General features: G+C 66.6%; 21 protein-coding genes. 10 read left to right on the top strand and 11 right to left on the bottom strand.

All coding sequences use genetic code 11. From position 1 onward, the window contains the following. Positions 1–12: 12 nt before the first annotated feature. The 6 genes from ACSC1Y_RS07005 to ACSC1Y_RS07030 all read right to left on the bottom strand — a co-directional run bounded on the left by ACSC1Y_RS07005 (position 13) and on the right by ACSC1Y_RS07030 (position 10,493). Positions 13–1,950: a cation:proton antiporter domain-containing protein gene (locus ACSC1Y_RS07005; protein ID WP_435334018.1), complete on the bottom strand. Its 1,938-nt coding sequence runs from the start codon at positions 1,948–1,950 to the stop codon at positions 13–15. Between the two features lie 114 nt (positions 1,951–2,064). Further along, positions 2,065–4,044, bottom strand: coding sequence for an AMP-dependent synthetase/ligase (locus ACSC1Y_RS07010; RefSeq protein ID WP_435334019.1), 1,980 nt, complete (start codon positions 4,042–4,044; stop codon positions 2,065–2,067). 144 nt (positions 4,045–4,188) lie between these two features. Beyond that, complete coding sequence (locus ACSC1Y_RS07015) at positions 4,189–6,168, bottom strand: AMP-dependent synthetase/ligase (RefSeq protein ID WP_435334020.1); 1,980 nt, start codon at positions 6,166–6,168, stop codon at positions 4,189–4,191. A 162-nt stretch (positions 6,169–6,330) separates the two neighbouring features. Beyond that, the gene (locus tag ACSC1Y_RS07020; RefSeq protein WP_435334021.1) at positions 6,331–8,274 is read right to left on the bottom strand and encodes an AMP-dependent synthetase/ligase; all 1,944 of its coding nucleotides are present in this window, start codon (positions 8,272–8,274) and stop codon (positions 6,331–6,333) included. A gap of 122 nt (positions 8,275–8,396) precedes the next feature. Further along, positions 8,397–9,305, bottom strand: a complete 909-nt coding sequence (locus tag ACSC1Y_RS07025) for an MBL fold metallo-hydrolase (protein ID WP_435334022.1) — start codon at positions 9,303–9,305, stop codon at positions 8,397–8,399. Positions 9,306–9,395: 90 nt separating this feature from the next. Beyond that, positions 9,396–10,493, bottom strand: a complete 1,098-nt coding sequence (locus ACSC1Y_RS07030; RefSeq protein WP_435334024.1) for an outer membrane protein assembly factor BamB family protein — start codon at positions 10,491–10,493, stop codon at positions 9,396–9,398. Between the two features lie 158 nt (positions 10,494–10,651). Here ACSC1Y_RS07030 and serS point away from each other — a divergent pair, with 158 nt between their 5' ends. Then, positions 10,652–12,028, top strand: coding sequence for a serine--tRNA ligase (gene serS, locus ACSC1Y_RS07035; protein ID WP_435334025.1), 1,377 nt, complete (start codon positions 10,652–10,654; stop codon positions 12,026–12,028). 63 nt (positions 12,029–12,091) lie between these two features. Next, the gene (locus ACSC1Y_RS07040; protein WP_435334026.1) at positions 12,092–12,358 is read left to right on the top strand and encodes an SHOCT domain-containing protein; all 267 of its coding nucleotides are present in this window, start codon (positions 12,092–12,094) and stop codon (positions 12,356–12,358) included. Positions 12,359–12,408: 50 nt separating this feature from the next. On the opposite strand, the gene ACSC1Y_RS07045 is transcribed toward ACSC1Y_RS07040, so the two are convergent. Together ACSC1Y_RS07045 and ACSC1Y_RS07050 are read right to left on the bottom strand one after the other, a co-directional pair. Then, entirely contained in the window at positions 12,409–12,732 is a 324-nt protein-coding gene (locus tag ACSC1Y_RS07045; RefSeq protein WP_435334027.1) for a nuclear transport factor 2 family protein, read from the bottom strand. 73 nt (positions 12,733–12,805) lie between these two features. Then, on the bottom strand, positions 12,806–13,690 hold the full coding sequence (locus ACSC1Y_RS07050; RefSeq protein WP_435334028.1) for a redoxin domain-containing protein: 885 nt from the start codon (positions 13,688–13,690) through the stop codon (positions 12,806–12,808). Between the two features lie 153 nt (positions 13,691–13,843). Between ACSC1Y_RS07050 and ACSC1Y_RS07055 the strand changes: the two genes are divergently transcribed. The 4 genes from ACSC1Y_RS07055 to ACSC1Y_RS07070 all read left to right on the top strand — a co-directional run bounded on the left by ACSC1Y_RS07055 (position 13,844) and on the right by ACSC1Y_RS07070 (position 17,832). After that, positions 13,844–15,583, top strand: a complete 1,740-nt coding sequence (locus ACSC1Y_RS07055; protein WP_435334029.1) for a Rieske (2Fe-2S) protein — start codon at positions 13,844–13,846, stop codon at positions 15,581–15,583. 74 nt (positions 15,584–15,657) lie between these two features. Then, positions 15,658–16,074, top strand: a complete 417-nt coding sequence (locus ACSC1Y_RS07060; RefSeq protein ID WP_435334030.1) for a hypothetical protein — start codon at positions 15,658–15,660, stop codon at positions 16,072–16,074. Between the two features lie 67 nt (positions 16,075–16,141). Further along, entirely contained in the window at positions 16,142–16,639 is a 498-nt protein-coding gene (locus ACSC1Y_RS07065) for a DUF367 family protein (protein ID WP_435334031.1), read from the top strand. Between the two features lie 239 nt (positions 16,640–16,878). Beyond that, the gene (locus ACSC1Y_RS07070) at positions 16,879–17,832 is read left to right on the top strand and encodes a branched-chain amino acid transaminase (protein ID WP_435334032.1); all 954 of its coding nucleotides are present in this window, start codon (positions 16,879–16,881) and stop codon (positions 17,830–17,832) included. A 78-nt stretch (positions 17,833–17,910) separates the two neighbouring features. Here ACSC1Y_RS07070 and ACSC1Y_RS07075 read toward each other — a convergent pair whose 3' ends face one another. Both ACSC1Y_RS07075 and ACSC1Y_RS07080 read right to left on the bottom strand, forming a co-directional pair. Beyond that, on the bottom strand, positions 17,911–18,573 hold the full coding sequence (locus ACSC1Y_RS07075) for a DUF502 domain-containing protein (RefSeq protein ID WP_435334033.1): 663 nt from the start codon (positions 18,571–18,573) through the stop codon (positions 17,911–17,913). A gap of 53 nt (positions 18,574–18,626) precedes the next feature. Then, on the bottom strand, positions 18,627–19,466 hold the full coding sequence (locus ACSC1Y_RS07080) for a proline dehydrogenase family protein (RefSeq protein WP_435334034.1): 840 nt from the start codon (positions 19,464–19,466) through the stop codon (positions 18,627–18,629). Between the two features lie 154 nt (positions 19,467–19,620). Here ACSC1Y_RS07080 and ACSC1Y_RS07085 point away from each other — a divergent pair, with 154 nt between their 5' ends. The 4 genes from ACSC1Y_RS07085 to ACSC1Y_RS07100 all read left to right on the top strand — a co-directional run bounded on the left by ACSC1Y_RS07085 (position 19,621) and on the right by ACSC1Y_RS07100 (position 23,894). Then, positions 19,621–20,166, top strand: coding sequence for a CDP-2,3-bis-(O-geranylgeranyl)-sn-glycerol synthase (locus ACSC1Y_RS07085; RefSeq protein WP_435334035.1), 546 nt, complete (start codon positions 19,621–19,623; stop codon positions 20,164–20,166). Positions 20,167–20,281: 115 nt separating this feature from the next. After that, positions 20,282–20,812: an orotate phosphoribosyltransferase gene (pyrE, locus tag ACSC1Y_RS07090; RefSeq protein WP_435334036.1), complete on the top strand. Its 531-nt coding sequence runs from the start codon at positions 20,282–20,284 to the stop codon at positions 20,810–20,812. Positions 20,813–21,085: 273 nt separating this feature from the next. Then, positions 21,086–23,020 carry a threonine--tRNA ligase gene (thrS, locus tag ACSC1Y_RS07095; protein WP_435334037.1) on the top strand — a complete coding sequence of 645 codons (1,935 nt, stop codon included), beginning with the start codon at positions 21,086–21,088 and terminating at the stop codon, positions 23,018–23,020. Positions 23,021–23,177: 157 nt separating this feature from the next. After that, positions 23,178–23,894 carry a phosphoribosyltransferase family protein gene (locus ACSC1Y_RS07100; RefSeq protein ID WP_435334038.1) on the top strand — a complete coding sequence of 239 codons (717 nt, stop codon included), beginning with the start codon at positions 23,178–23,180 and terminating at the stop codon, positions 23,892–23,894. Between the two features lie 55 nt (positions 23,895–23,949). Here ACSC1Y_RS07100 and ACSC1Y_RS07105 read toward each other — a convergent pair whose 3' ends face one another. After that, positions 23,950–25,872 carry a DEAD/DEAH box helicase gene (locus ACSC1Y_RS07105; RefSeq protein ID WP_435334040.1) on the bottom strand — a complete coding sequence of 641 codons (1,923 nt, stop codon included), beginning with the start codon at positions 25,870–25,872 and terminating at the stop codon, positions 23,950–23,952. Positions 25,873–26,058: the final 186 nt, after the last annotated feature.

A 26,058-nucleotide genomic window follows, 5' to 3' on the forward strand; every position in this document is an offset into this window, starting at 1 on the left:
AGGACGAGTCAGCTACTCGTCCGGGTGACAGTACGCCATCGCCTCGCGCACGCCCTCGTGCCGGCCGATGATGGTGATGCGGTCGCCATCCTGCACCGTGAAGTCGGCGCTGGGGACCTGCGTGTCACCGTTCCGGCTGACGAGCGCGATGAGACAGCCCTCCGGCAGTTCAGGGCCGATTTCTCGCACCGTCCGACCGACGAGTTCACGCGACGTCACCTCTATCTCCTGGACGTCCCCGCTCTCGCCGATGTGGGTCATCCAGTTGGCGAGCGCGGGCCGTTCTATCTCGTTGTCGATGGCCCAGGCCGTCGCCATCGCCGAGGAGATGGTCCGGACGCCGAGGTCTTCGAACGCCTCGACGTTGTCCGGGTTGTTCGCCCGGGCGATGATGGTGTCGATGTCGAACTTGCTGTTGGCGAGCTGTGCCACGAGGAGGTTCGCGTCGTCGTCGCCGGTCGCGGCCACCAGTATCTTGGCGTTGTCCGCGCCCGCGGCCCGCAAGACGTCGGTATCGGTACCGTCGCCCATCCGGGCTGCGAATCCGGATTCACGGGCGATCTCGACGATCTGGGGGTTCTTTTCGACGATGACGACGTTCTCTCCACGGTCTTCGAGGCGGGCGGCGAGCTGTCTGCCGACCTTCCCACCTCCGATGACGAGTACACGCATTGGAATCACGTCCAGGAATTCAGCGATCTGTCGGGCGAGCCCGGCTTCGAGCACGACCGTTACGAGGATGACGAGGAAGACGGTCCCGACGAGCGTCTGCGCCCCGTCCACGCCCGCGTTCCCGAGTTCGATGGCGAACAGGGTCGCGACCGACGCCGGGATGATACCGCGCGGTCCGACGAGGCTGACGAACAGCCGCTCGTTCCGGGTGAACCGGTCGCCGCGCGTGCTGAAGAACACGGTCAGTGGGCGCAGCACGAGCGCGACCACGACGACGACGGCGAGACCGGCGAAGCCGAGCCGTTGTAAGTCCTCGAACCGCAACAGCGCCGCGAGCGCGATGAACACGAACGAGAGGACGACGAGGGTGACGTCACCCTTGAACTCTTCAATCTGCTCTTCGTACGGTAGGTCCGCGTTCCCGAGCAGGATGCCGGCCGTCGCGGTGGCCGCGACGCCCGCCTCGGAGTAGATCTCGTTCGCCAGCGCGAACGCGATGACCGCGCCCGCCAGCGTCAGCAAGCGAGCGTTCTGCGGAGCGTTGTCCGGCGAGAGGTCGACGTACCGGATGACGTACCAGACGACGCCGGCGACGGCCATGCCGATGAGCAGCCCGGTCCCGAGCCGCTCGGCGAACAGTCTGGCGTAGTCCTGCACCGTCGACGCCTCCGGTGCGAGGATGGCCTCGAAGATGACGACCGCCATGATGGCGGCGGTCACGTCGTTGACGATACCCTCGGTCTCCAGTACCGCCTCGACCCGGTCGCGAACCGCGACCACCTCGAGAATCGGCGTGATGACCGTCGGGCCCGTCGCCACCAGCAGCGAGCCGATGAGCGCGGAGATGCCCCAGCTCGCCCCGAGCAGGAAGCGAACCGCGATGGCGGTCCCGATGAGGGAGATCATCGCGCCGATGGTGACGAGCTTGATCGTCGCCGTCGGCGCCTCGCGGAGTTTCTCTATCTTCAGATGGAACGCACCCTCGAAGACGATTATCGCGACGGCGAAGCCGACGATGGTCGAAAGCGCCGGGCCGAACGTCTCTCGCGTGACGAACGGGTCGATCATGGGCAGCCAGCTCCCGATGCCGTCGGGACCGACGAGGATGCCCGAGATGATGAGGAAGAGCACGCTTGGAACGCGATACCGGTCACCGAGTATCTGTGAGACGATGCCCAGGCCAATGATGAGGGCGACGAGCGCGAGGAGACTGCCACCGTGGCCGTCTCCGGCACTGCTCGCGAGCGTCAACACCCCGAGACCGCGTGCTCCCTCCATGTGACGGGGAGGATGGACCCTGTTGACATAAACGACCCGTTTGCCGTCTGGTTATCCGGTTGTTGCAGTGAACCGGACGGCCGGTCGCCGGGTTCGGTGACCCGGAATCGAGCGTCACTCCGAGACTTCTACCACGTCCCGTTCGGACTGCTCGGCGTAGATTTCGTCGACCACGTCCGCGTAGCGGTCGAGGATGTTGCGGCGTTTCTTCTTCATCGTCGGCGTCATGAGGTCGTTCTCCTCGGTGAACTCCTCGGGGACGAGCTCGAACCGCTTTATCTGCTCGTGCTTCTCGAAGTGTTCGTTCACGCGGTCGATCTCCGCCTGGATGACGCCCCGGACGTAGGAGTGACGACAGAGTTCGGCGGGGTCGCTTGGAAGCGACACGTCGGCCGGCGCGTCCTCGCGAATCGCGTCGACGTTGGGAACGACGAGCGCCGAGATGAACTTCTCCCCGTCCCCCATGACGAACGCCTGCTCGATGGGGCGACTCGCGGCGAAGGCGTCCTCGAGCGGGGCAGGTGCGACGTTCTTGCCCGTCGAGAGCACGACGAGCTGTTTGGCTCTCTCACGGAACACCAGGTAGCCGTCTGGACGTTCCTGCACGATATCGCCGGTCCGGAAGAACCCGTCGTCGGTGAACGAGGCCGCGGTCTCCTCGGGTTTGTTCCAGTAGCCGTCGGTCACGTTCGGTCCCTTGACCAGCAGTTCGCCCGTGGCTCCGAGGGCGTCCGTGAACTTGCCCTCCGGGACGACCGACGTGTCGATGCGCGTCTCGATGCCGGACAGGACCGGTCCGATGGTCCCTATCTTCGGCTCCTCGGGCGGGTTCGTCGTCACGACCGGCGACGCCTCCGTCAGACCGTAGCCCTCGTAGATGGGCAGTCCCATCCCGTGGTAGAGGGTACAGAGTTCGGGGGAGAGCGTTCCGCCCCCGCTGATGAGGAAGTCGACGTTGCCGCCGAGCGCACCACGGACGTCGCTGAAGACGAGTCGGTCGGCCAGCCAGTACCGGGCCTTGAGCACCGGCCCCGGCCGGTCGGACTCGTAGTACGACCGGCTCACGTCGGTCGCCCACTCGAACACCCGCTCTTTGAACGACGATTCGGACGCCTGCTCGCGGATGGCGTCGTACATCTTCTCGTACACCCGCGGGACGCTCGTCGCGGTGTTTGGTCGGACGAGCTGGAAGTCCTCCTTGAGCGTGTCGACGCTCTCGGCGTAGGCGACGCAGGCACCCACTCCGAACATCAGGTAGTGGCCCGCGAGACGCTCGAACACGTGCGCCAGCGGGAGGTACGAGACGGTCTGGGTCGACTCGTCGACGGTCGGGAGCCCTGCACCCTTGTCCGGTCTGGGGCCGTACCGCCGGTAGGTCTGGGTGAGGTTCGACCGGAAGTTCCGGTGGGTCAGCTGGACGCCCTTGGGTTGACCGGTCGTCCCCGACGTGTAGACCAGACTCGCCAGGTCGTCCATCGCCGTCGTCTCGAGCCACGACTCGTACTGGTCGAGGTCGAAGCGTTGCTTGCCCTGCTCGTACACCTCGCCGAGGGTGTACACGCCGTCCTTGTCGGCGTGTTCGGCCGACAGTTGGTCGATCGAGATGATGAAGCGGAGGTCGAGGTCGTCGACCACCTCGAGAACGCGTTCGAGGAGGGCCTCGTTCTCGACGACGACACCCGTCGCACCGGGGTCGTCGAGCAGATAGCGCACCTGTGCGGGCGACGAGGATTCGTAGACGGTCGTGACGGCGGCACCGGTCGCCAGCAGGGCGAAGTCGGTCTGTGCCCACTCCATCCGCGTGTCGGCGAACAGCCCGATGCGCTGGCCGTGGTCGACACCGAGCGCTCGGAAACCGGCTGCGAGGTTCCGGACCACGTCTCGCATCTCGCCGTAGGTGAGGCTCGCGAACTCGCCGTCGGGTGCCGGGTCGAGCGCCCCCGTGTGTACGAGGGACCGGTCGTAGACGCCGCCCTTGTAGCGCTGGGCGGGCCGACCGGTGTGCCGCTCCGCCGTCGATTCGAACAGCTCGGCGAGGCTGTTCTCGACGGTCACCTCGTCGGAGAAATCCGCTTCAGGTGCAGTAAATCCCATGTCTGGGATTACGCATGCGCGGGGTGTAATAATAGTTTATGGCAAAACGGCTCGTGGCAGATGGAGTGAAGGTTGCGAGGAAAGGGGGGAAGGCTGCGAGGAAGGAGGGAAGGCGCCGGGGACGCCGCCACCGTCCCGTCGCGGCTACTCCGTTACGGCGTCGACACGTTCCTCGGTCGCCGTCCCGTACATCTCGTCGACGAGGGCCCCGTATCGCGCTCTGATCTTCGTCCGCTTCTTCTTCAGCGTCGGCGTCAACAGGTCGTTCTCCTCGGTCCACTCCGTCGGAACCAGCCGGAACGTCTTGATGCGCTCGTGGTGCTCGAAGTACTGGTTGACCCGCTCGATGGCACCGTCGACGAGGTCTACCGCGAACTCGTGCTCGCAGAGGGCCTCGTCGTCGTCCGGAACGGACACGCCCGCCTGCTCGGCGAGCATCCGGATACGGTCGACGTTCGGCACGACCAGCGCGGAGACGAACTTCTCGCCGTCACCGAGCACCAGCACCTGCTGGATGGTGTCGGTTTCGACGAACGCGTCCTCGAGGGGCGCCGGGGCGACGTTCTTGCCCGTCGAGAGCACGATGAGCTGTTTCGAGCGCTCGTGGAAGACGAAGTAGCCGTCCGGTCGCTTCGTGACGATATCGCCCGTCCGCAGGTAGCCGTCCTCGGTGAACGAGGCAGCGGTCTCTGCGGACTTGTTCCAGTAGCCGTCGGTCACCTGCGGCCCCTTCACGAGCAGCTCACCGGTCTGGCCGAGCGTGTCGGTGAACTCGCCCTCGGGCACGACCGAACGGTCTATCTTCACCTCGGTCCCCTCGACGACGGGGCCGATGGTCCCCACCTTCGGCTCCTCCGGCGGGTTGCCGGTCACCGCCGGCGACGTCTCGGTGAGCCCGTACGCCTCCCAGACGGGCAGGCCCATCCCGTTGTACAGCGCAGCGAGGTCGGGAGAGAGGGAGCCACCACCCGAGAGCATCGCCCGGACGTTGCCGCCGAGGGCCGACCGGATGCTGGAGAAGACCAGGCGGTCGGCGACGGACAGCTTCGCCCGCAGGAGGACGCCCGGCGTGGTGGTCCGGTTCCGTTCGCGGGCGACCTCGGTCGCCCACTCGAAGATGCGCGCCTTGACGGCGGACTCCTGTGCCTGCTCGCGGATGGCATCGTACAGCTTCTCGTACACCCGCGGGACGCCGAGGGTAACCTCCGGGCGGAGCTTCTGGAAGTCCTCCTTGAGCGTGTCCGGACTCTCGGCGAACCCGACGCACGCCCCGACGATGTACATGTGGAAGTGGCCGGCGTGTCGCTCCAGAACGTGTGCGAGCGGGAGGAACGAGATGGTCTGGGCCCCACCCGTCGACGCGACGCTATCGGGCCGGTCGGGACGCGGGCCGTACCGACGGAGCGTCTGGTTCAGGTTCGCCCGGAAGTTCCGGTGGGTCAGCCGGACGCCCTTGGGCTGGCCCGTCGTCCCCGACGTGTAGACCAGACTCGCCAGGTCGTCGACGTCGATCTCGTCGAGCCAGCCCTGGTAGGTCGCCTCGTCGAACTCCTGTCTCCCGCGCTCGTACACCTCGCCGAGCGTGTAGATACCCTCGCGGTCTTCGTATTCCGGGCCGATGTCGTCCATCACGACGACGAACCGGAGGTCCAGCGAATCGAGGACGCCGTCGACGCGCTCGAGGAGCTCCTCGTTCTCGACGACGGCCCCGGTCGCGCCCGAATCCCCGAGAAGGTACTGGACCTGCGCCGCCGACGAAGACTTGTACACCGTGGTCACGACCCCGCCCGCCGCGAGCAACGCCAGGTCGGACTGCGCCCACTCCATCCGCGTGTCGGCGAAGATGCCGACGCGCTGGCCGGACGTGACCCCGAGCGCCCGGAACCCGGCCGTGAGGTACCTGACGACCTCGCCGAGTTCGGCGTATGAGAGCGTCTCGAACTCCCCGTCGGGTGCGGCATCGACGGCCCCGTGCGTGACGAGCGACCGGTCGTAGATTCCTCCTTTGTACTTCTGTGCCGGGTCGTCGCTGTACCGCGTCACGCTCCGCTCGAAACTCCGTGGAAGTGACTCCAGCTGTATCGTCTCGCCGTCGAACCTCCCCTCGGCTTCTCGCCAGTCCATGGTACTACCCCACATAGCACCAGTGGATAAAACTTGTAGCCGGGCGTTGACAGGAGAACGGGCGACGACGGAGCCCGCGATGGAATCGGCTCGTCGCGCGAACCGGAGAAGAGAGAAGTTAGCCGACCAGCCAGCCTGCCAACCGGCCAACCAGCCGACCAGCTACTGGTCCGCGTACATCTCCTCGACCTTCTCTGCGTACCGGTCGAGGATGTTGCGGCGCTTCTTCTTCATCGTCGGCGTCAGCATGTCGTTCTCCTCGGTGAACTCCTCACAGAGCAGCGCGAAGCGCTTTATCTGCTCGTGCTTCTCGAACTCCTCGTTGATTCGCTGGACCTCCTCGTCGATACGGGCCCGCGTGAACCCGTGCTCGCAGACTGCCTCGCCGTCGGCCGGGAGGTCGACTCCCTCGTCCTCGGCCAGCGACCGGATGCGCTCGACGTTCGGGACGATGACGGCGGAGACGAACTTGCGGCCGTCCCCGATGACCATGCACTGTTCGACGACGGGCGACGCGGCGAACGCGTCCTCGATGGGCGCGGGTGCGACGTTCTTGCCCGTCGAGAGCACGATGAGCTGTTTCGAGCGTTCGCGGAACTCGAGGTAGCCGTCGGGTCGCTGGTGGACGACGTCGCCGGTCCGGAAGAAGCCGTCGTCGGTGAACGCCTGCGCCGTCTCCTCGGGGGCGTTCCAGTAGCCGTCGGTCACGTTCGGACCCGAGACGAGCAGTTCTCCGACCGTCCCGGGGTCGTCCGCGAACGGGGCCTGTTCGACGGCCGATTCGTCGACCCGGACCTCGACGTCGGGCAGGACCGGTCCGATGGTCCCGATCTTCGGGTCCTCCGGCGGGTTGACGGAGACGACGGGCGATGTCTCGGTCAGGCCGTACCCCTCCAGGATGGGCAGCCCCATTCCGTGGTAGAGGGCGCAGAGCTCGGCGGACAGCGAGCCGCCGCCGCTGATGAGGAACTCGACGTTCCCGCCGAGCGCGTCCCGAACCTTCGAGAAGACCAGCTTGTCGGCGACGGCCGCCTTCGTTCGGAGCGCGACACCAGGGTCTTCCGTCGTGTGGAACTCCTCGCCGACGCCGGTCGCCCACTCGAAGATACGGGAACTGACCGTCGAGGACTCGGCCTGCTCCCGGATGGCGTCGTAGATCTTCTCGTATACGCGAGGGACGCTCGTGGCAGCGTTCGGCCGGACGGCCGAGAAGTCGTCTTTGAGCGTATCCGGACTCTCCGCGTAGGCGACGGCTGCCCCGGACGCGAACATGAGGAAGTGGCCCGCGAGGCGCTCGAACACGTGCGCCAGCGGGAGGAACGAGACGGTCCGTGTCTGGTCGTCGATGGCCGGAAGGTCGCCCTTGTCTGGTCGAGGGCCGTACCGGCGGCGTATCTGGTTGACGTTCGACCGGAAGTTCCGGTGGGTCAGCTTGACCCCTTTCGGCTGGCCGGTCGTCCCCGAGGTGTAGATGAGGCTCGCGAGGTCGTCCATCGACTGGGCGTCTATCCAGCCCTGGTACGCCTCCTCGTCGAAGACGTCGGCCCCGCGGTCGTGGACCGCCGCCAGCGTCATCACGTCGTCTCGGTCGTCGTAGCCGTCGAGGCTGTTCATCGAGACGACGAAGTCGAGGTCCAGCTGGTCCTCGACCGCGAGCACGCGTTCCAGTTCGTCGCTCCCCTCGACGACGACGCCCGTCGCCGCCGGGTCGTCCAGCAGGTACTGGACCTGGCTGGGCGAGGAACTCGAGTACACGGTCGTAACGGTCGCACCGGCGGCGAGCAGCGCGAAGTCGGTCTGCGCCCACTCCATCCGCGTGTTGGCGAAGATGCCGACGCGGGTGTCGTGTTCGACGCCGAGGTCGCGAAAGCCGGCCGCGAGGTTCCGGACGACGGACTGCATGTCCGCGTAGCTGATCGCCCGGAACTCGCCGTCGGGTACCGTCGGCAGGACCGACTCCGTCAGACTGCGGTCGTAGACGCCGCCCTTGTACAGCTGTGCCGGCCGGTCGGCGTGTCGTTCGGCCGCCGACTCGAACATCCGGGCGAGGGTCGTCTGGGCGATGACCTCGTCCGTGTAGTCCCGTTCTGCATCGCGCCAGTTCATATCATGTCACATGGTGGAGCATGCAGATAAAAACCAATGAACTATTTTTGGGTTTTCTGTCTCACCCGTCCCGTTCCGGGCCGCTCCGAGTACGCCGCCTGCGGTCGGCCGACGGCCCGAGTTCAGGGCCGCCCGTCCAGGTATCGCAAGACACCGCGGACGTTCATCGCGGTCTCGCCGGAGGCTTTCTCCATCCCCCAGATATCTGCCATCTCTGGGTCGTCCGCGAAGTGGTCGACGACGGCCTCGTCGTCCTCCAGCTCCGCCCGCACCGCTTCGACCGTGCCGACCCACGACTCCAGCCGCTCCGGGTAGGCGTCGAGCAGGTCGTCGGCCGAGACGGGACCGAAGTGCGCGTAGAGCAGCGTCGAGGGGTCAATCTCCTTGATGGTCTCGACGTCCGAGAGTGCCTGTTCGAGGTCGAACTGCGGCGGGGGCGTCGTCTCCCGCACGTCGTCGATGCTCGGCACGTAGATGCCCGCCGCGTCGGCAGTGAACACGGCGTCGTTCGAGGGGTCGTAGAAGACCAGCTGATGCGGCGCGTGCCCCGGCGCCTCGGTGGCGTGGAGCGCGTGGTCTCCGAGTTTGAGCACGTCGCCGTCCTGCAGCTCCTCGATACGGTCTTCGTCGACCGGTTTCGGTTCGACGTACCACTCTATCTGGTCGCCGACGGCCGCCTTCGTCCCCTCCCAGAGACGGGACGGGTCGGCGAGGTGGCGGGCACCACGCTCGTGGACCGCGACCGTCGCGTTCGGACACGCCTCGGCGAGGTAGCCAGCCCCGCCCGCGTGGTCGAGGTGGACGTGCGTGACCACGAGGTACGCGACGTCCTCCCGTGCGATGTCGAGTTCGTCGAGCGCGTCGAGGATACGTTCGTAGTGTGTCCCGATTCCCGTGTCCACGATGGCCACCTCGTCCGCGTCGAGGATGTAGACAGACCCGTATCCCGCCGTGTCGTACATCCCCGTGTCGACGTAGTAGAGGTCAGTACACTCGCCAGTCGTGACTGCCGCCAGGTCACCGGGTTCCATGTCTCGAAGCGCGCACCGACCGGAGAAAAAGGTTGACACAGAGCACGGAAGCCGTCATTTCTCGGAGACGACGGGACGCTCGGCGACGGCTCACGCCTCCAGCACGACTGCCGCACCCTGGTCGGTCACCGCGAGCACCCTCCGGTCCAGCGCGACGACCGGGAGTGAGACGGCACTGCCGAGGTCGGCTTCCCAGCGGACCTCCCCACCGGTCAGCGCGACGGCGGCTACACCCGAGCCGGTTCCGACGTAGACCGTACCGCCTGCGACGACCGGAATCGACGTGGCGGCGACGTCGGCCGCCCAGTTCGGTTCACCACCTGGCGCGAGCGACCGGAGCGACCCGTCGCGACCGGCGAACAGGCGGGCACCGTCGACGACCGCCGGCGAACCGAACACCTCGCTTCCCGCCGGGAGTCGGCGGATCTCCTGGCCGGTCTCGGCGTCGAGTGCGAACAACTCGTCGGCGACGGTCGTCAACACGAGGTCCCCCGCGACCACGGGGTCGTCCGGGTCGCCACCCACGTCGGCCCGCCACTCGACCTCGCCGGAACCCGCCGCGAGCGAGACCAGCTCTCCCGCGTCGGTGCCGACGTAGGACAGCCCCCCGTGAACCGCGGGTGTCGTGACCGGCCGGCCGCCGAGCTCCACCGCCCAACGCCGTCGTCCACTCGCGTCGACCGTGTGGAGTCGACCGTCCTCGCTGCCGACGGTCGCGACGGGGCCCGTCGTCGTCACGGCCGTCACCAGGGATGACCCCGCGTCGAACGCCCACTGCTCCGCGCCGTCGACTGGTGAGCGCGAGCGGAGGACCCCGTCCGCGCCTGGGCAGAGGATACGCTGGCCGCTGGCAGCGAGGGTGGCGTCGGTCGCCGCCTCCGAGTCGGCCGACCACGAGACCTCGCCGGTCGCGGTATCGAGCGCCACCGTCTCGTCTGCCAAGGGCAGGTACGTCCGGCCATCTCTGACGACCGGCTCGGCCTGCGGCGTCGAGTCGAACGCAGTCCGCCACCGTTCCGCCGGTTCGGTTCGAGGGCCAGCTCCCCCCGCGAGGTGCGCCGAGTTCCGGGCGTCGACGCGTCGCTGCGGCCAGGTTCCTGCGATAGCGTCGCTCGACGTCTCGCCACCGCCAAGGCAGCCCGTGAGTGTACCAGCAGCGACCGTCGTCAGGAAGGCCCGTCGTCGCATCGTCTGGACCTCTGCGGGGCGGGTACTAAAGATGGGTGTCGCACGGGAGAGAGCGAGGATAGACGCATCCGGAACACCAGCAGACCGCCCGTCACGGCTGGCACACGAGACCACGGTTCCGATACGGTTTTCCGGGGTCCTCGTGAACGATTCGGCAAATGCTACATCGCCGGTTCATCCGAGAGAACCCCGAGGCCGTTCGAGCAAGTCTCGATCAGCGAGGGTACGACGTCGACCTCGACGCCATCCTGGAGATGGACGAGGAGTGGCGCGAGCTGAAAGCGACGGGCGACGACCTCCGTCACGAGCGCAACGAGGTCAGCCGAACCATCGGTCAGCTCAAACAGGAGGGCAAAGAGGAGGAAGCACAGGAGGCCATCGACAAGTCCTCTGCGCTGAAGGAGGAGCTAGAAGCCGTCGAAGAGCGTGCCGACGAACTCGACGCCGAACTCGACGAACGACTGCTCGAGCTGCCGCAGATTCCCCACGAGTCGGTCCCCGTCGGCGAGGACGAGAGCGACAACGTCGAGGAGCACCGCTGGGGGTTCGACGACCTGCGCGACCTCCCCGACGAGGTGACGCCGCACTACGACCTCGGCGAGGACCTCGACATCATCGACGAGGCACGAGGCGCGAAGACGACCGGTGCCGGTTTCTACTTCCTCAAGGGCGACGGCGCGCGGCTCGAACACGCGCTCATCCAGTTCATGCTGGACGTCCACCGCGAGCAGGACTACGTCGACGTCTTCCCGCCGGTCCCCGTCAAGTCCGTCTCGATGCGCGGCACCGGCCAGCTGCCGAAGTTCAACGAGGACGCCTACCGCATCGGCGGCGGCGAGTTCGACGACTACGAGGACGACGACCTCTGGCTCTGCCCGACCGCCGAGGTCCCCGTGACGAACATGTACCGCGACGATATCCTCCTGCGCGAGGACCTCCCGCTCAAGCACCAGGCGTACACGCCGAACTTCCGCCGCGAGGCCGGTGAGCACGGGACCGAAACGAGAGGAATCGTCCGCGTCCACCAGTTCAACAAGGTCGAACTGGTCAACTTCGTCGAACCCGAGGAGAGCTACGACCGGCTCGAAGGACTCGTCGAGGAAGCCAGCGAGGTACTCGAACGCCTCGGTCTCCCGTACCGCGTCCTCTCCCTCTGCACCGGCGACCTGACCTTCGCCTCCGCGAAGACGTACGACCTCGAGGTCTGGGCACCCGGAACCGACAGCGACGACGCCCCCGAGGGCATGGGCGGCCGCTGGCTGGAGGTCTCCAGCGCCTCGAACTTCGAGGACTTCCAGGCCCGTCGCGCCGGCATCCGCTACCGGCCGGAGCACCACGAGAGCGCCGAGTACCTGCACACGCTCAACGCCTCCGGGACCGCCGTCGGCCGCGTGATGGTCGCCATCCTGGAGTACTACCAGAACGAGGACGGCACCGTCACCGTCCCCGAAGCGCTCCGCCCGTACATGGGTGGCCAGGAGGTCATCGAGGGTCACGAGAAGGTCGGCGAGAGCGCACTCGGCAAGGGCGAGTAAGCGAACTCGCTCCGCCCAGGATACCGAGATTTATCCCGGTAGCCGCCGAATATCGAACCGACAATGTGGGCCCCCGTCTTGCAGATTGGTGCGCTGGAACTCCTCGTCATCCTCGTCGTGTTCGGGGTGCCGGCACTGCTCGTTTTGATCGCCTCGGTCATCGGCTACAAAGTCCTCACCGACAAGAACGACGGGGACGAGACCGGGGTCGCCGCTGGCTCGCGGGACCCGGCCCTCCAGACGCTGCGTGAACGGTACGCAGCCGGCGAGCTGACCGACGAGGAGTACGAACGACGTCGAGAGACGTTACTCAGAGACGACGAGAACTGACGAGAATCCTTGCTGCCCCTACCGCGTGTACGTTTCCAGCTCCTGTACCCCTACCGCGTGTACGTTTCCAGCTCCTGTACCTGCCCGTCTTCGAGCACGAACACGTCCACGAACCGGACCAGCTCCTCGTCGCCGTCGACGACCCGACCTCTGACCGCCGGCCCATCGTCCCCGCAGAACGTCGCGTCGAGTTCGTGCGAGGTGTCTGGGTTCGGTCGGTCCTCGCGCATGAACTGGACGAACGACTCGCGCCCCTCGAAGGTCCTGTCCGGCCGGTACTGGACGAACTCCGACGCGAGGACGTCACTGAGCGCCTCGTAGTCTCCATCGTCGATGGCCCGGTAGTACGTCGCGACTGGCTCGGCGAGGTCCATGGGCTCCCTTCGAGGTCGACGGAAAAGAACGGTCGGGTCGGCCGCGTGGCGAGGCCGACACGACGGCCGGAACTCAGAACGACGTCGCCGGGAACAGGCTGCTCGGCTCGCGCAACGCCTCGCCCGTGCTGGCCGACTCGTGCGCCCGCTCGGCGTCGGCGCGGTACTCCGACCCGAGGCCGGTCTCGTCCGCAGAGAGGTGCCCGGCCGAGGTCGCGTACCACCTCGCGGCCCGGCGGAAGTCGTCGCTCCGGTCCCGCGCCAGCTCCGCTGCCGACTCCACCTCGCCGGACTCCGCGAACCGTTTCGCGGACCGGAAACTCTCCGCCGCCGCGTCGAAGTACGCGACCGCCTCGTCGAAGCCATCCGCTGCACCCTCCCACGCCTCCGTCTCGTACAGCGACCACGCCGTCTCGAATCGGCCGTGGCCGCCGCGGTAGTGGTCGAACCCCCGGGCGTAGCGCTGGATCGCGGTCCGGTCGTCGCGCACGTCGTCGACCGCGGCGCGGATCTCGCCGATGTCGGGGACGACGGTCTGGTCCTCGGTCGTCCAGGCGTAGCGGACGCGCTGGCGGTCGTCGACGACGAAGACCGACCGCTGCGGAACGTTCCGGTGACCGCGCCAGTCGGGCATGCAGACGCCGTACTCCTCGGCGACCTCGCCGATGGAGTCCGACAGCAGCGGATAGGTGATACCGTTCTCCCCGGCGAACCTGCGGTGGCTGAACGCCGAATCGCCGGAGATACCGAACAGCGTCAGGTCCGTATCGAGGTTCAGCAGGTCGATGTCCTGCATCGTGCACAGCTCTTTGGTGCAGGTCGGGCTGAAGTCCGCGGGATAGAACGCCAGTACGACGACGTCCTCCCTGAGTGCGTCCGACAGGGAGAAGTCGTCGAACCGGCCGTTCTCGACGCCGGGGAGCGAGAAGTCGGGTGCCGGTGAACCAACCGAAAGCATAGCGGACGTATGCGGGGGGTCGAACTTAGCTCTGGTCGCCGAAAACGTTCGTGATAGTCTCCACTCGACTGTGGGCAGCGACCGCATCGACAGTCCGCCGACTGTAATTCGTTTCAGGGAACCGTTAACTCCGAGTCGGCCCAACCCTGTGGTATGTCCACGACCGACGACCGGTTCGTCCACGCATGCTCGCTCTCCGACCTCCAGACCGAGGGTCGGAAGCTCGTCAACAAACGAGGCCACGCAATCGCGCTGTTCTACCACGACGACGAGGTCCGCGCCGTCGACAACCGCTGCCCGCACATGGGATTCCCGCTGACTGAGGGGACCGTCGACGACGGCATCCTGACGTGCCACTGGCACCACGCCCGGTTCGAACTCTCCTGTGGCGACACCTTCGACCCCTGGGCCGACGACGTGCTCGCCTACCCGGTCGAGGTCCGCGACGGCGAGGTCTACGTCGAACCCGACCCCGAACCCGACGAGCCGCCGGCGGAGCACTGGGCGAACCGGCTGGAGACAGGGCTCGAGGAGAACCTGCGGCTCGTCGTGGCGAAGGCGACCATCGGCCTGCTCGACGCCGGCGTCGACCCTGCCGACCCGCTCGCACAGGGCGTCGCATTCGGGACCCGCTTTCGAGAACAGGGCTGGGGTCGCGGCCTGACCATCCTCGCTCTGCTCGGCAACGTCCTTCCGGCCCTCGACGAGCAGGACCAGAAGCGGGCGCTGTACACCGGCCTCCGACACGTCGCCAGTGACTGCGCCGGCCAGTCGCCGAACTTCGACCAGCCATCGTTCTCGACGCGCGAGGTCGAACCGGCTCGGCTGGAACGCTGGTTCCGCGAGAACGTCGAGGTCCGCGACTCCGACGGCGCAGAGCGCGTGCTCCGGACCGCCGTTGCCACCTGCGACCGGGAGCACGTCGAACGGATGCTGTTCGCCGCCGCGACCGACCACCGCTACCTCGACACTGGGCACACGCTGGACTTCGTCAACAAGGCCGTCGAGACGCTCGACACCGTCGGCTGGGACGCCGCGGACGACACGCTCGCCAGCCTCGTCGATTCGTTGACGCAGGCCGAACGGAGCGAGGAACGCTCCTCGTGGCGACAGCCGGTCGACCTCGCGGCCATGCTCGAAGACGCGTTCGACGACCTCGACGAACTCGTCGCCGCGGGTGAGGGTGAGAGTTGGACCGAACCCGACGACCTCCAGACGACCCTCCTCGACGACGACCCGCAGGCCATCGTCGACTCGCTCACCGACGCCATCGCGGCCGGGGCGACGACCGAACAGCTGGCGCACGCCGTGGCTCACGCCGCCGCCAGTCGGGTCGCCCGGTTCGGCACGAGCAACGAGTTCTCCGACTGGAACACGGTACACCACACGTTCACCTACGCGAACGCGGTCCACCAGGCGACCCGCCGGATAGAAGCGACGGAACTCTACCGGGGCGTCTTCGACGCCGCGGCGAACGTCTATCTGGACCGGTTCCTCAACACGCCGCCGGCCGAGATTCCGGAGCCGGGCGAAACCGGGCGCGACCCCGACGTCGTCCTCGACGACCTCGTGGAGACGTTCGACCAGGAGGGTTCGGTGAACCGAGCAGGAGAACTCGTCGGCGAGTTCTTCGACGCGGGTGGCGACCCCGACGACCTGAAACGAACCCTCGGGAACTGCCTGCTCCGCGAGGACGCGAACTTCCACACGCTCCAGGCGTACGAAGCCGGTGTCAGACAGTTCCAGCTCGCCGAGAGCGACGAGCGAGGTCGGACCGCGATGGTCGCCATCGCCCGGTACATGGCGGCGCACTTCCCGACCCGCCGAGAGGCCGAGCAGACGTTCACCATCGCCTCCCGACTGCTCCGGGGAGAGTCGATCCACGAGGAGTGAGCACGACCACACAGTGCGGGACGCGAACCGCACCCGACGCGGCGCTTTTGTCTCCCCACTTCCTCGACTCGCGTATGCTTCGCTTCGACTGTCACGGCGTCTACGGCGGCTGGGAGACCGCCGTCTCCGGGCCCTCCGACCATATCGAGTTCGCCGTCGTCCGCGACGACGAGCAGGTGTTCCACAGCTACGGCTCGCTGCACGCGCTGCTCCGACTGTACGACCTCGCACGACTTGAGCGGGCAAGCCATCCTCGCTTCCTCGGCTACGAGGTCACCGAGCGCGTCGACGGCATCACGGTCGACTTCCAGCTCCAGCAGGTGGAGACGACTTACGCGGCGCTCCGGGAAGCACTCGAACCATTTCTCGGAGCCGTGTTCGCGTCGCTCGACGAGCAGACCGTCGGCGACCGCGACGAGCACATCGACACGATACACGAGCGCGACGAGGTGCTCGTCGACCTGCACGAGCTACGTGGGGAGTTGACCTGACCGTCGGTCAGCCACCGCTCGCGCACGGCCCGAGCCGCTTTTCTCGCTCGACACGAAACGCTCTCGCGTGAACCTCCACGTCCGATACGAGGGCGACGACGACCCGAAGAAGTGCACGGCCCGGAAGCTCGCCCGGTTCGACCTGGCCGAGTTGCACCGCTCGAACCGGGCCACGCCGTACGGGGTCGTCCTCAACCCCCATGCGGAGCAGGCGCTCTCGCCGGCGGACGCCGGGGTCGGGAACCTCGTCGCGCTCGACTGCTCGTGGGAGACGGCGGAGGCGGCGATGTTCGAGATGGCCGGCGAACACCGCGCCCTCCCGTTCCTCGTGGCGGCGAACCCGGTCAACTTCGGCCGGCCGTTCAAGCTGACGACGGTCGAGGCGCTGGCTGCGGCGCTCTGCATCCTCGGCGAGCGCGAGCACGCAGAGGAGATTCTCGCGAAGTTCACCTGGGGCGAGACGTTCCTGGAGATGAACGACGAACCGCTAAGGCGGTACGCCGACTGTACCGACTCGACGGAGGTCGTCGCCGTCCAGGACGACTACCTGGCCGACGAGGAGTAAGGGTACCGGGGTCGGACGGCTTCTGGGGCGGACAGGCGACGCTCGGCCGCCCGTGCGAGGCTGCGTCGCGCACCCGCGGTTCCTCGCACGGTGACTGGCTGGGGCACGTCGTACCTGGCCCCGGCTTCGTACATGAACCATCGCCCGGCGAGACGGTCCCGGCGACCAGTTGTGGTTCGAGTGTCTGTCACGGCAAGTATCGCGGTATCTTTATTGCCGTCTCGTCTGCACTCAAGACTATGGCTACGTTCGACGAGATGCGCGACGAGAACGACGCGCTGGATACGATCTGGATGGACGGGGAGTTCGTCGACTGGGACGACGCCCAGATTCACGTGCTGTCCCACGGGATGCACTACGGGACCGGTGTCTTCGAGGGTGCGCGGTGTTACGACACCGAGGACGGGCCGGCACTCTTCCGCTGGCAGGAACACCTCGACCGCCTCTACGCCTCCTGCAAGCCCTACGACATGGAGATCGACCACGAGCCCGAGGAGCTGACCGAGGCGACGAAGACGCTCATCAGCGACCAGAACCTCCGCTCGTGCTACATCCGTCCGCTCGCCTACTACGGCTACAAGAGCCTCGGCGTCTCGCCGGGCGAGTGCCCGACGCGGACGATGATCGCCGTCTGGCCGTGGGGCGCGTACCTCGGTGAGGACGCCCTCGAGAACGGCATCAAGGTGAAGGTCTCCTCGTGGCGCAAGCACTCTTCCAGCCAGATTCCGACGAACGCGAAGACGACCGGCCTGTACGTCAACAGCCTGCTCGCCGGTGAGGAAGCCCGGCGCAACGGCTTCCGCGAGGCCATCGTCCTGAACAAGGAGGGTAACGTCGCCGAGGGTCCCGGCGAGAACATCTTCCTCGTCCGCGACGGGGAGATATTCACGCCGGGGCTCGCAGAGAGCATCCTCGACGGCATCACCCGCGACACCGTCATCACGCTCGCCGAAGAGCTGGGCTACGAGGTCCACGACGGCGCGACCATCTCCCGCGGCGAACTTCACACCGCCGACGAACTGTTCTTCACCGGTTCGGCCGCCGAGGTCACGCCCATCCGCCAGGTCGACAACGTCGAAATCGGTAACGGCTCCCGCGGTCCCGTGACCGAAGAACTGCAACAGCGCTTCTTCGACGTCGTCCACCGGCGGACCGACGACCACGACGAGTGGTTCGAGTACGTCGACGTCTGAACTACCGTCGAACGCTCCTTCCGTCTTCTCGCGTGTCGAGAGAACGGTCCGTCCCGATGGCGCGCCGTAGAGAAGTGGTTACTCGTCGTCGCCGCTGCTATTGCCCGTCAGTTCGTCGATTGGGATGTTGCCGCCGACGCGGTCGGCGTCACCGAACCCGGCCGAGAGGATGCGCGTGAGCGCGTCCTCGACCTTCTCGTCGGTCTCGGTTATCTCGTCGGGAGAGACCTCGATGACGAAGCCGGTCGTGATGTTAGGAGCGGTCGGGAGAAACAGTACTTCGCGGCCGTCGTCTGTCCTTTTTCCCGTCTTGAACGCGGTCATCCGCATCCCATTCCACGTCGTCACTTTGACCGGGGCCTGAAGGGCTTCGGTCCCGCCGAGGGCGGTCTCGGCCGCCATCTTCGAGGCGTTGTAGACGACGCGAAGGCCAGGAACGCGGTTCGCGATGTCGTCGATTATCCCTTCGAAGACGCCACCGACCGCGGTTCGCATCAGGTATCCCACCGAGAAGACGAAGACGATGAAGACGGCCAGTACTGCCAACACGCGCAACGGCTCGACGAGGTAGTTCGCGACTTGCTGTTCGAGTCCGAGTCCCGTCAGGAGTTCGACGCTGATGACTCTGTTCGGTGTGACACCCGCGATACGGGTGTAGAGCCACGCGATGACGAACGCGGTGACGAGGACGGGGATGACGACGATGAGACCAGACGCGAAGTCCCGTTTCCACGAGGACATATGGGTGGAGTATCTGTCCAGGGGGTTATGGTTCTGTTCCTATCGGTTCGTCGTCACCGCCCGAGGACCGCCCGCAGGGCGAACGTCAGGTTCTCCTTGCGCTCGCGCACACGTCGGTAGAAGTACTGGAACCACTTCCCGCCGTAGGGCGCGTACTGCCAGACCTCGACGCCCTCGCTGGCGAGGTCGACCTGTGCGCCCTCGCGCACGCCCATGAGCATCTGTATCTCGTACGGGGTGCCGTACTCCCCGTGGAGTTCCGCGGCGAAGTCGATCATCTTCGGGTCGTGACTCCCGACCGCCACCCCGTCCTCGAAGTGCTCGAACATGTACTCGAGCAGTTTCTCGTACTGCTCGTCGACCCGTGACTTCTCCTTGTAGGCCGCCTCCTTCGGCTCGTCGTAGGCACCCTTGACCAGACGGACCTTGCCCGGCAGGTCGGCGAGACGCTCGATGTCCTCCTCGGTCCGCTTGAGGTTGGCCTGGACGCAGACGCCGACGTTCCCGTCGGTCTGCGTGGTGTACTTCTCGAAGGCGTCGAGGGTCGCGTCCGTGGTGTGGCGGTCCTCCATGTCGACCCAGACGAAGGTGCCGTGTTCGTCCGCGACCTCGACGATGTCTCCGAGCAGGTCGTCGAAGACCTCCTCGCCGGCGTCGAGGCCGATCTGCGAGGGCTTGACCGAGATGCAGGCGTCGATGTCGCTCCGGCCGATGTCCTCGACGAGCTGGACGTACTCGGCGGCGTCCTCGGACGCTTCCTCGCGGTTGTCGTAGTGTTCTCCGAGCAGGTTGAGGATGACCTTGATGCCGTCCTCGTTCAGCTGTTTCGCGTGGGCAATCGCCTCGGCTGGCGACTCGCCCGCGACGAACTTCGAGGCGATAGGGGGTATCATGGCGTTATCTGCGATGGCCCGATATAAGAGGGTTGATGGTCCGGAGTCGCTGGTCCGGTCTCACCCCCGGGTCTCAAGTGGACCGCGGCGACCACGTATGAACTCGACGACAGAATCCCCGGGCGTTAAGACACCACCAGCAGTTCGAACGAATATGGAACTCGTTGCGACGGTCGCGGCCGCGTTCTGGGCGATGCTTCCCGCCTACGTCCCGAACAACGCCGCCGTCCTGTTCGGTGGCGGCCCGCCCATCGACGCCGGCCGCACCTGGAAGGGTAGACGATTGCTGGGTGACGGTAAGACCTGGCGCGGAACCGTCTTCGGCACCCTGACCGGCGTCGCCCTCGCGCTCCTCCTCTCGGCGATCAACGAACCGGTCGGAACCGCCGTCGGCGTCGACCTCCCACACTTCCCCCTCGTCGTCGCGTTCACCCTCGCCTTCGGTGCGATGCTAGGCGACATCCTCGCGTCCTTCCTCAAGCGTCGGACCGGCCGCGAGCGCGGGGCCTCGTTCCCTGGGCTCGACCAGCTCGACTTCGTCGTCGTCGCACTCGGACTGACGGCGCTCGCCGCGCCCGGCTGGTTCTGGTCGGTGTTCACCTGGCCAGTGCTCGCGGTCGTGCTCGTCATGACCCCGGTGCTCCACCTGAGCACGAACGGCATCGCGTACGCGCTCCACCTGAAAGAGGAGCCCTGGTAAGCGGCGACGAAGCCTGATGAGCTGCGACGGGGGCCGGTCGCGCCGGCAGGCCGTCCCGAACCGCCCAGCACAGAATCCACCGCGTTTATACCCTGTCCTCCCGCCTCTGTGGACAATGGCTTCCGAGGAACTCATCGCGGCCCTGAAGGCGGCCGACGCGGTCCAGTTCGGCGAGTTCGAACTGAGCCACGGCGGCACCAGCGAGTACTACGTCGACAAGTACCTGTTCGAGACAGACCCGACCTGTCTCGACCTCATCGCCGAGGCGTTCGCCGAGAAGGTCGCAGACACCGACGCGAAGCTGGCGGGCGTCGCCCTCGGCGGCGTTCCGCTGGTCGCAGCGACCGCACTGAAGGCGAAGCGACCCTACGTCATCGCCCGAAAGAAGCAGAAGGAGTACGGAACCGCCAACCTCGTCGAGGGACGCCTCGAGGAGGGTGAGGAGGTCATCGTCGTCGAGGACATCGCGACGACGGGGCAGTCCGCCGTCGATGCCGTCGAAGCGCTGCGCGACGCGGGCGCCGTCGTGAATCGCGCACTCATCGTGGTCGACCGCGAGGAGGGTGGCCGCGAGAATCTCGCCGAAGCCGGCGTGGAGATGGAAGCGCTCGTGACCGCGAGTGAGCTACTCGCCGGCGAGGAGTGACCAGCTGGACAGTCGAACGTGCCGGTGTGCGAGGCGAACCCCGACTCGCTGCCTGATATATAAAGTTCGGTTCGTGCTACCGTAGACCACTGTTTCGACCATTGATTGCTGGATTCGGTCACGTGAAACGCAACCCTTTTCTCGGAGAACCGGATATGAGGATGTACGATGGTAGGTGTCTGCTTTACAGGCCGGGCTTCGACCCGCTAACATCAAACTCCACCTACCGATTCTCGCGTTGGCAGACACCGACCAGTTCGAGGAACGTCACCCATGTCGAAATCAGAACAACAGATAGCGGTAGTGCTCCCAGACGGAACGGAACTCGCGGTCCCCAGCGACGCGAGCGTCCAGGACGTCGCCTACGAGATCGGCCCCGGTCTCGGGAAAGATACGGTCGCCGGAAAGATAGACGGCGACCTCGTCGCGAAGGAAGCACCCGTACACGACGGAGCGAGCATCGAGATAGTCACCGACCAGTCCGACGAGTACCTGCAGGTCATGCGTCACTCGGCGGCGCACGTCCTGGCGCAGGCCGTCCAGCGAGCGTATCCCGACGCGAAGCTCGCCATCGGCCCGCCGACGGACGAGGGGTTCTATTACGACTTCGACGACATCGACGTCGACGCCGCTGACCTCGCCGACCTCGAGGACGAGATGCGCGACATCATCGAGGCGGACCTCGACATCGAGCGCGAAGAGGTCAGCTACGAGGAGGCCCGCGAGCGACTCGCCGACCAGCCGTACAAGCTCGAACTGCTCAACGAGCTGGAGGCGGAGGGCAAGGCGGTCACCTTCTACTCGCAGGGCGAGTTCTCGGACCTCTGTGCCGGCCCGCACGTCGCTTCGACGGGCGAGATCGGCTGCATCGACCTGCTCGAGATCGCCGGCGCCTACTGGAAGGGTGACGAGGAGAACGAGATGCAGACGCGCATATACGGGACCGCCTTCGAGAAGGAGTCCCACCTCGAGCAGTTCCTCGAGCGCAAGGAGGAGGCCGAGCGACGCGACCATCGCAAGATCGGCAGCGAGATGAACCTGTTCTCCATCCAGGACGTGACGGGTCCGGGCCTCCCGCTCTACCACCCGAACGGGAAGACCGTCCTGCGAGAGCTCGAGCGGTTCATCGAGGAGATGAACCTCGACGCCGGCTACGAGTACGTCGAGACGCCGCACGTCTTCAAGACCGACCTCTGGAAGCAGTCGGGCCACTACGAGAACTACCACGACGACATGTTCCTGTTCGACGTGGGCGACGACGAGTACGGCCTCAAGCCGATGAACTGCCCGGGCCACGCGGCCATCTACCACGACCACTCGTGGAGCTACCGCGAACTGCCCATCCGCTACGCCGAGAACGGGAAGGTCTACCGCAAGGAACAGCGCGGCGAGCTGTCCGGCCTCTCGCGCGTCTGGGCGTTCACCATCGACGACGGCCACCTGTTCGTCCGCCCCGACCAGATCGAGGTCGAAGTCGAGGCAATCATGGACATCATCATGCAGATCCTCGAGACCTTCGGGCTGGAGTTCGAGGTCGCACTCGCGACCCGTCCCGAGAAGTCCGTCGGCAGCGACGAGATCTGGGAGCAGGCCGAGGAACAGCTCACCGCGGTCCTCGAGAATCGCGACATGGACTACAAGCTCGAAGAGGGCGACGGCGCCTTCTACGGCCCCAAGATCGACTTCGCGTTCACCGACGCCCTCGGACGCAAGTGGGACGGCCCGACGGTCCAGCTCGACTTCAACATGCCCGAGCGCTTCGACCTGAGCTACGTCAGCCAGGAGAACGAACACGAGCGCCCGGTGATGGTCCACCGCGCCCTGTACGGCTCCTACGAGCGCTTCTTCATGGTGCTCATCGAGCACTTTGCGGGCAAGTTCCCATTCTGGCTCGCGCCCGAACAGGTCCGTATCCTGCCCATCTCGGACGACAACCTCGAGTACGCCTACGACATCGCCGAGCAGTTCGGTGAGTTCCGCACCGAGGTCATCGACCGCGACGCGACCATCGAGCGGAAGATCCGCGGCGCGCACAACGACCGCGTGCCGTACATGATCATCGTCGGCGACAACGAGGAGGAAGACGGTACCATCTCCGTGCGCGACCGCAAGGAGCGCCAGGAGTACGACGTCGACCCCGCCGAGTTCCTCGCGCACCTCCAGAGCGAGTACGGCGAGAAGCGCGTCGAACCGGACTTCCTCGACTGAGCGTCCCGCTACCTGGCTGGTGCCGTCGCGGCACCTTGGACTGTTTTCGACACCGGCTTTTCTCAGGACACCGCCGAACGAGATATCCACTACCGTGGATAGTCCGTCGACAAACTGATTCGACGTATTCATACTTGTGCAACTGTGTAGGTGGGCCATGAACCGCGCAGAGAAGGCGGCCCTCCAGCTTCGGGCCGTCGACGTTCTCCAGATGCTGAAGGAGACGCGCACCTACGACGAGCTGGCAGCGCTGACGGGGCTGCCCGCCGGCGACCTGAACCGGTACGTCAACGGCCACGTCCTCCCGAGCACCGAGCGCGCCCGCGACGTCGTCGAAGGCGTCGGCCGAGACGAGCTGGCCGAGGAACTCGGCGCCCGCATCCGGGTCGACGACGAGGGCTACGTCGACAACTCCGCCGCCGTGTTCGACCAGGCGTTCCTCGACCTCGTCGCACCCGTCGCCGCCGACGCGTTCGGTTTCGACCGTCCGGACGCGGTCCTCACGGCCGCGACCGACGGCATCACCCTCGCCGCTTCGATGGCGAGCTACTTCGGCGCCGACTGCATCTACGCGAAGAAGGGCAAAGAGACCGCCGTCGAGGAGTTCATCGAGGCCCGTCAGCGCCTCCAGTCCGGCATCGAACTGACCTACTACCTGCCGGCGTCGGCCCTCGACGCGGGCGACTCCGTGCTCGTCGTCGACGACCTCATCCGCTCCGGCGAGACGCAGGAGCTCCTGCTCGACATCGTGGCCGACGCGGACGCGGACGTGGCGGGCGTCTTCGCGCTCATCGCGGTCGGCGACGAGGGGAAAGAGCGGGCCGCGGAGCGGACCGAGGCGCCGGTCGGGGCGCTGGTCGATGTCGAGCCCTGACATACTCTCTGCGCCGTCCCCCCGCTCACGGTCATCCGTCACGAACGTCTCCGTCTTACAGGTCCCGCTCGACCAGTTTCTCCCGCGTCTCTCGAATAACGCTCGCCACCCGCGAGACGTCTCTCCCGTCGTCGGCGATGTACTGCGCCAGCGACTCCGTCGCCGCCAGTAGCCACGCGGCTCGCTCCGCGATTCGTCGCACGTCGCCGGGCCCGACGCCGTAGCGCTCTGCCACCGCGTCGGCCTCGTCGCCCGAGGCCCACGCGTCGAGCATGTGCGCGGTCTTGAACACGTCCAGCCACGACTGGAAGTCGCCGTCGAAGTCCATCACCGACTTCGAGAGCTCGTTCTCGCGGCGCATCGCCTCGTCGGTGAGCCGACCCGCCTCCTCGTTTCTCGTGTAGAGTTCGGGCATGTCGGTCGTGTCGCAGACGAGTTCCAGGACCGTGAGCGGGGTGATCCTGGGCAGGTCGCTGGCGCGCTCGATGGCGTGGATGACCGACGCGCCCGTCACGGGGTCGACGTAGACCCGCGAGACGAGCCGGCCGAGCTCGGTCGCGGCGAGGCCGCCGCCGCTCCGCTCCAGCATCCCCGCCGCGTCGAGGTAGGTGAGCACGTCGTCGACGACTTCCTCGAGGCTGCCGCTCTCGCGCTGGTGGCCGTAGAACGTCTCGTCCAGCAGCTCGAGGACCGCCGTTCTGGAGTCGGCGAAGCCCGACGCGACGGTCGAGAGGACGTGGGTCCGCAGGGCGCGCTCAGAGTGGAGCTTCGAGGTGACGCGCTCGGGTTCGGCGCCGATGTAGCGCTTCCTGACGGTGTCGGCTTCGCCAGCGCCAGCGACGAGCATCGCCTCGCCGTAGGGGTCGAGATGTGGTCGGCCAGCACGGCCGAACATCTGGTGGACCTCGAGTACCGGCAGGGGTTCCATCCCGCTGCCGTCGTACCGTTCGTGGTCGCGGACCACCACGCGGCGGGCGGGGACGTTGACACCCGCGGCGAGCGTCGGGGTCGCACAGAGGACCTTCAGCTGCCGGTCGCGGAAGGCGTCCTCGACGAGTCTCCGGTGCTCCGCCGAGAGCCCGGCGTGGTGGAAGGCGACCCCGTGGGCGGCACAGCGGGCGAGGTCGATTCCCGTATCCGTGACGGCGGTCGTCCGGAGGTCCTCCGCGACCTCGGGGGCGTGGGTGAACCCCTCGTCGGCGAACTCGGCCGCGAGCGCCTGTGCGTTCTTGCGCGAGGAGACGAAGACGAGGCACTGGCCGCCGTCGTCGACGGCTTCGCGGGCGAGTGCGATTGCGGGCTGGTCGCCGCCGGTATCGACGTCACGCGATTCGCCGTCGTCGAACTCGACGGTTCCATCCGAGAAGACGCCGGTCCGGAGGTCGACCGGGCGCCAGGTGGAGTGGACGAGTTCCGCGTCGAGCCAGTCGGCTATCTCGCCCGCGTTGCCGACCGTCGCCGAGAGCCCGACGAGCTGGATGTCGGGCGTGAGCCGGCGAAGCTTGGCGATGGTCACTTCGAGCGTCGGGCCTCTCCCGTCCGCGTCCAGCAGGTGGATCTCGTCGACGACGGCGCAGTCGACGGCCTCGACCCATGCAGCACCGTTCCTGATGGCGGAGTCGACCTTCTCCGAGGTGGCGACGACGATGTCGTGTTCGGCCAACTCCTCGTCGGTCGCGTCGAAGTCGCCCGTCGAGATGCCAACGGAGACGTCGGGAAGCTCGCAGAACTCGTCGTACTTCTCCGTCGCGAGCGCCCGCAGGGGAACCACGTAGAGGGCGGGCCCGTCGCTCGTCAGCATCGCAAGCTGGGCGACGAAGGTCTTGCCCGACGCGGTGGGGACCGCCGCGACGACGCGACCGCCCTCGCAGACCCCGGCTTCGACTGCGGCGGCCTGTGGCGGGTAGAGCGACTCGATGCCCTTCGCGTGGAAGTGGTCGACGAACCGGTCGGCGAGGGGCAGGTCCACGACGTCCATTGCCTCAGGGTTGTGCCCGATGGTATAAAAAGTCGAGTCGTGGTGTCAGCGTGAGAGGTTTCCACCGCGAGCGTCGGTCGACCCCTGTTTATCCTCTCCAGTGGTGTCGTGACAGCCACGGATGTCATGTTCTCGCAATCATATTCACGTGACAGGTCGTGTCGATGGCGCCGGTGAGGGAACCGT

The sequence above is a fragment of the Haloarchaeobius lipolyticus genome, assembly GCF_051208015.1.
Classification (GTDB): Archaea; Halobacteriota; Halobacteria; order Halobacteriales; family Natrialbaceae; genus Haloarchaeobius.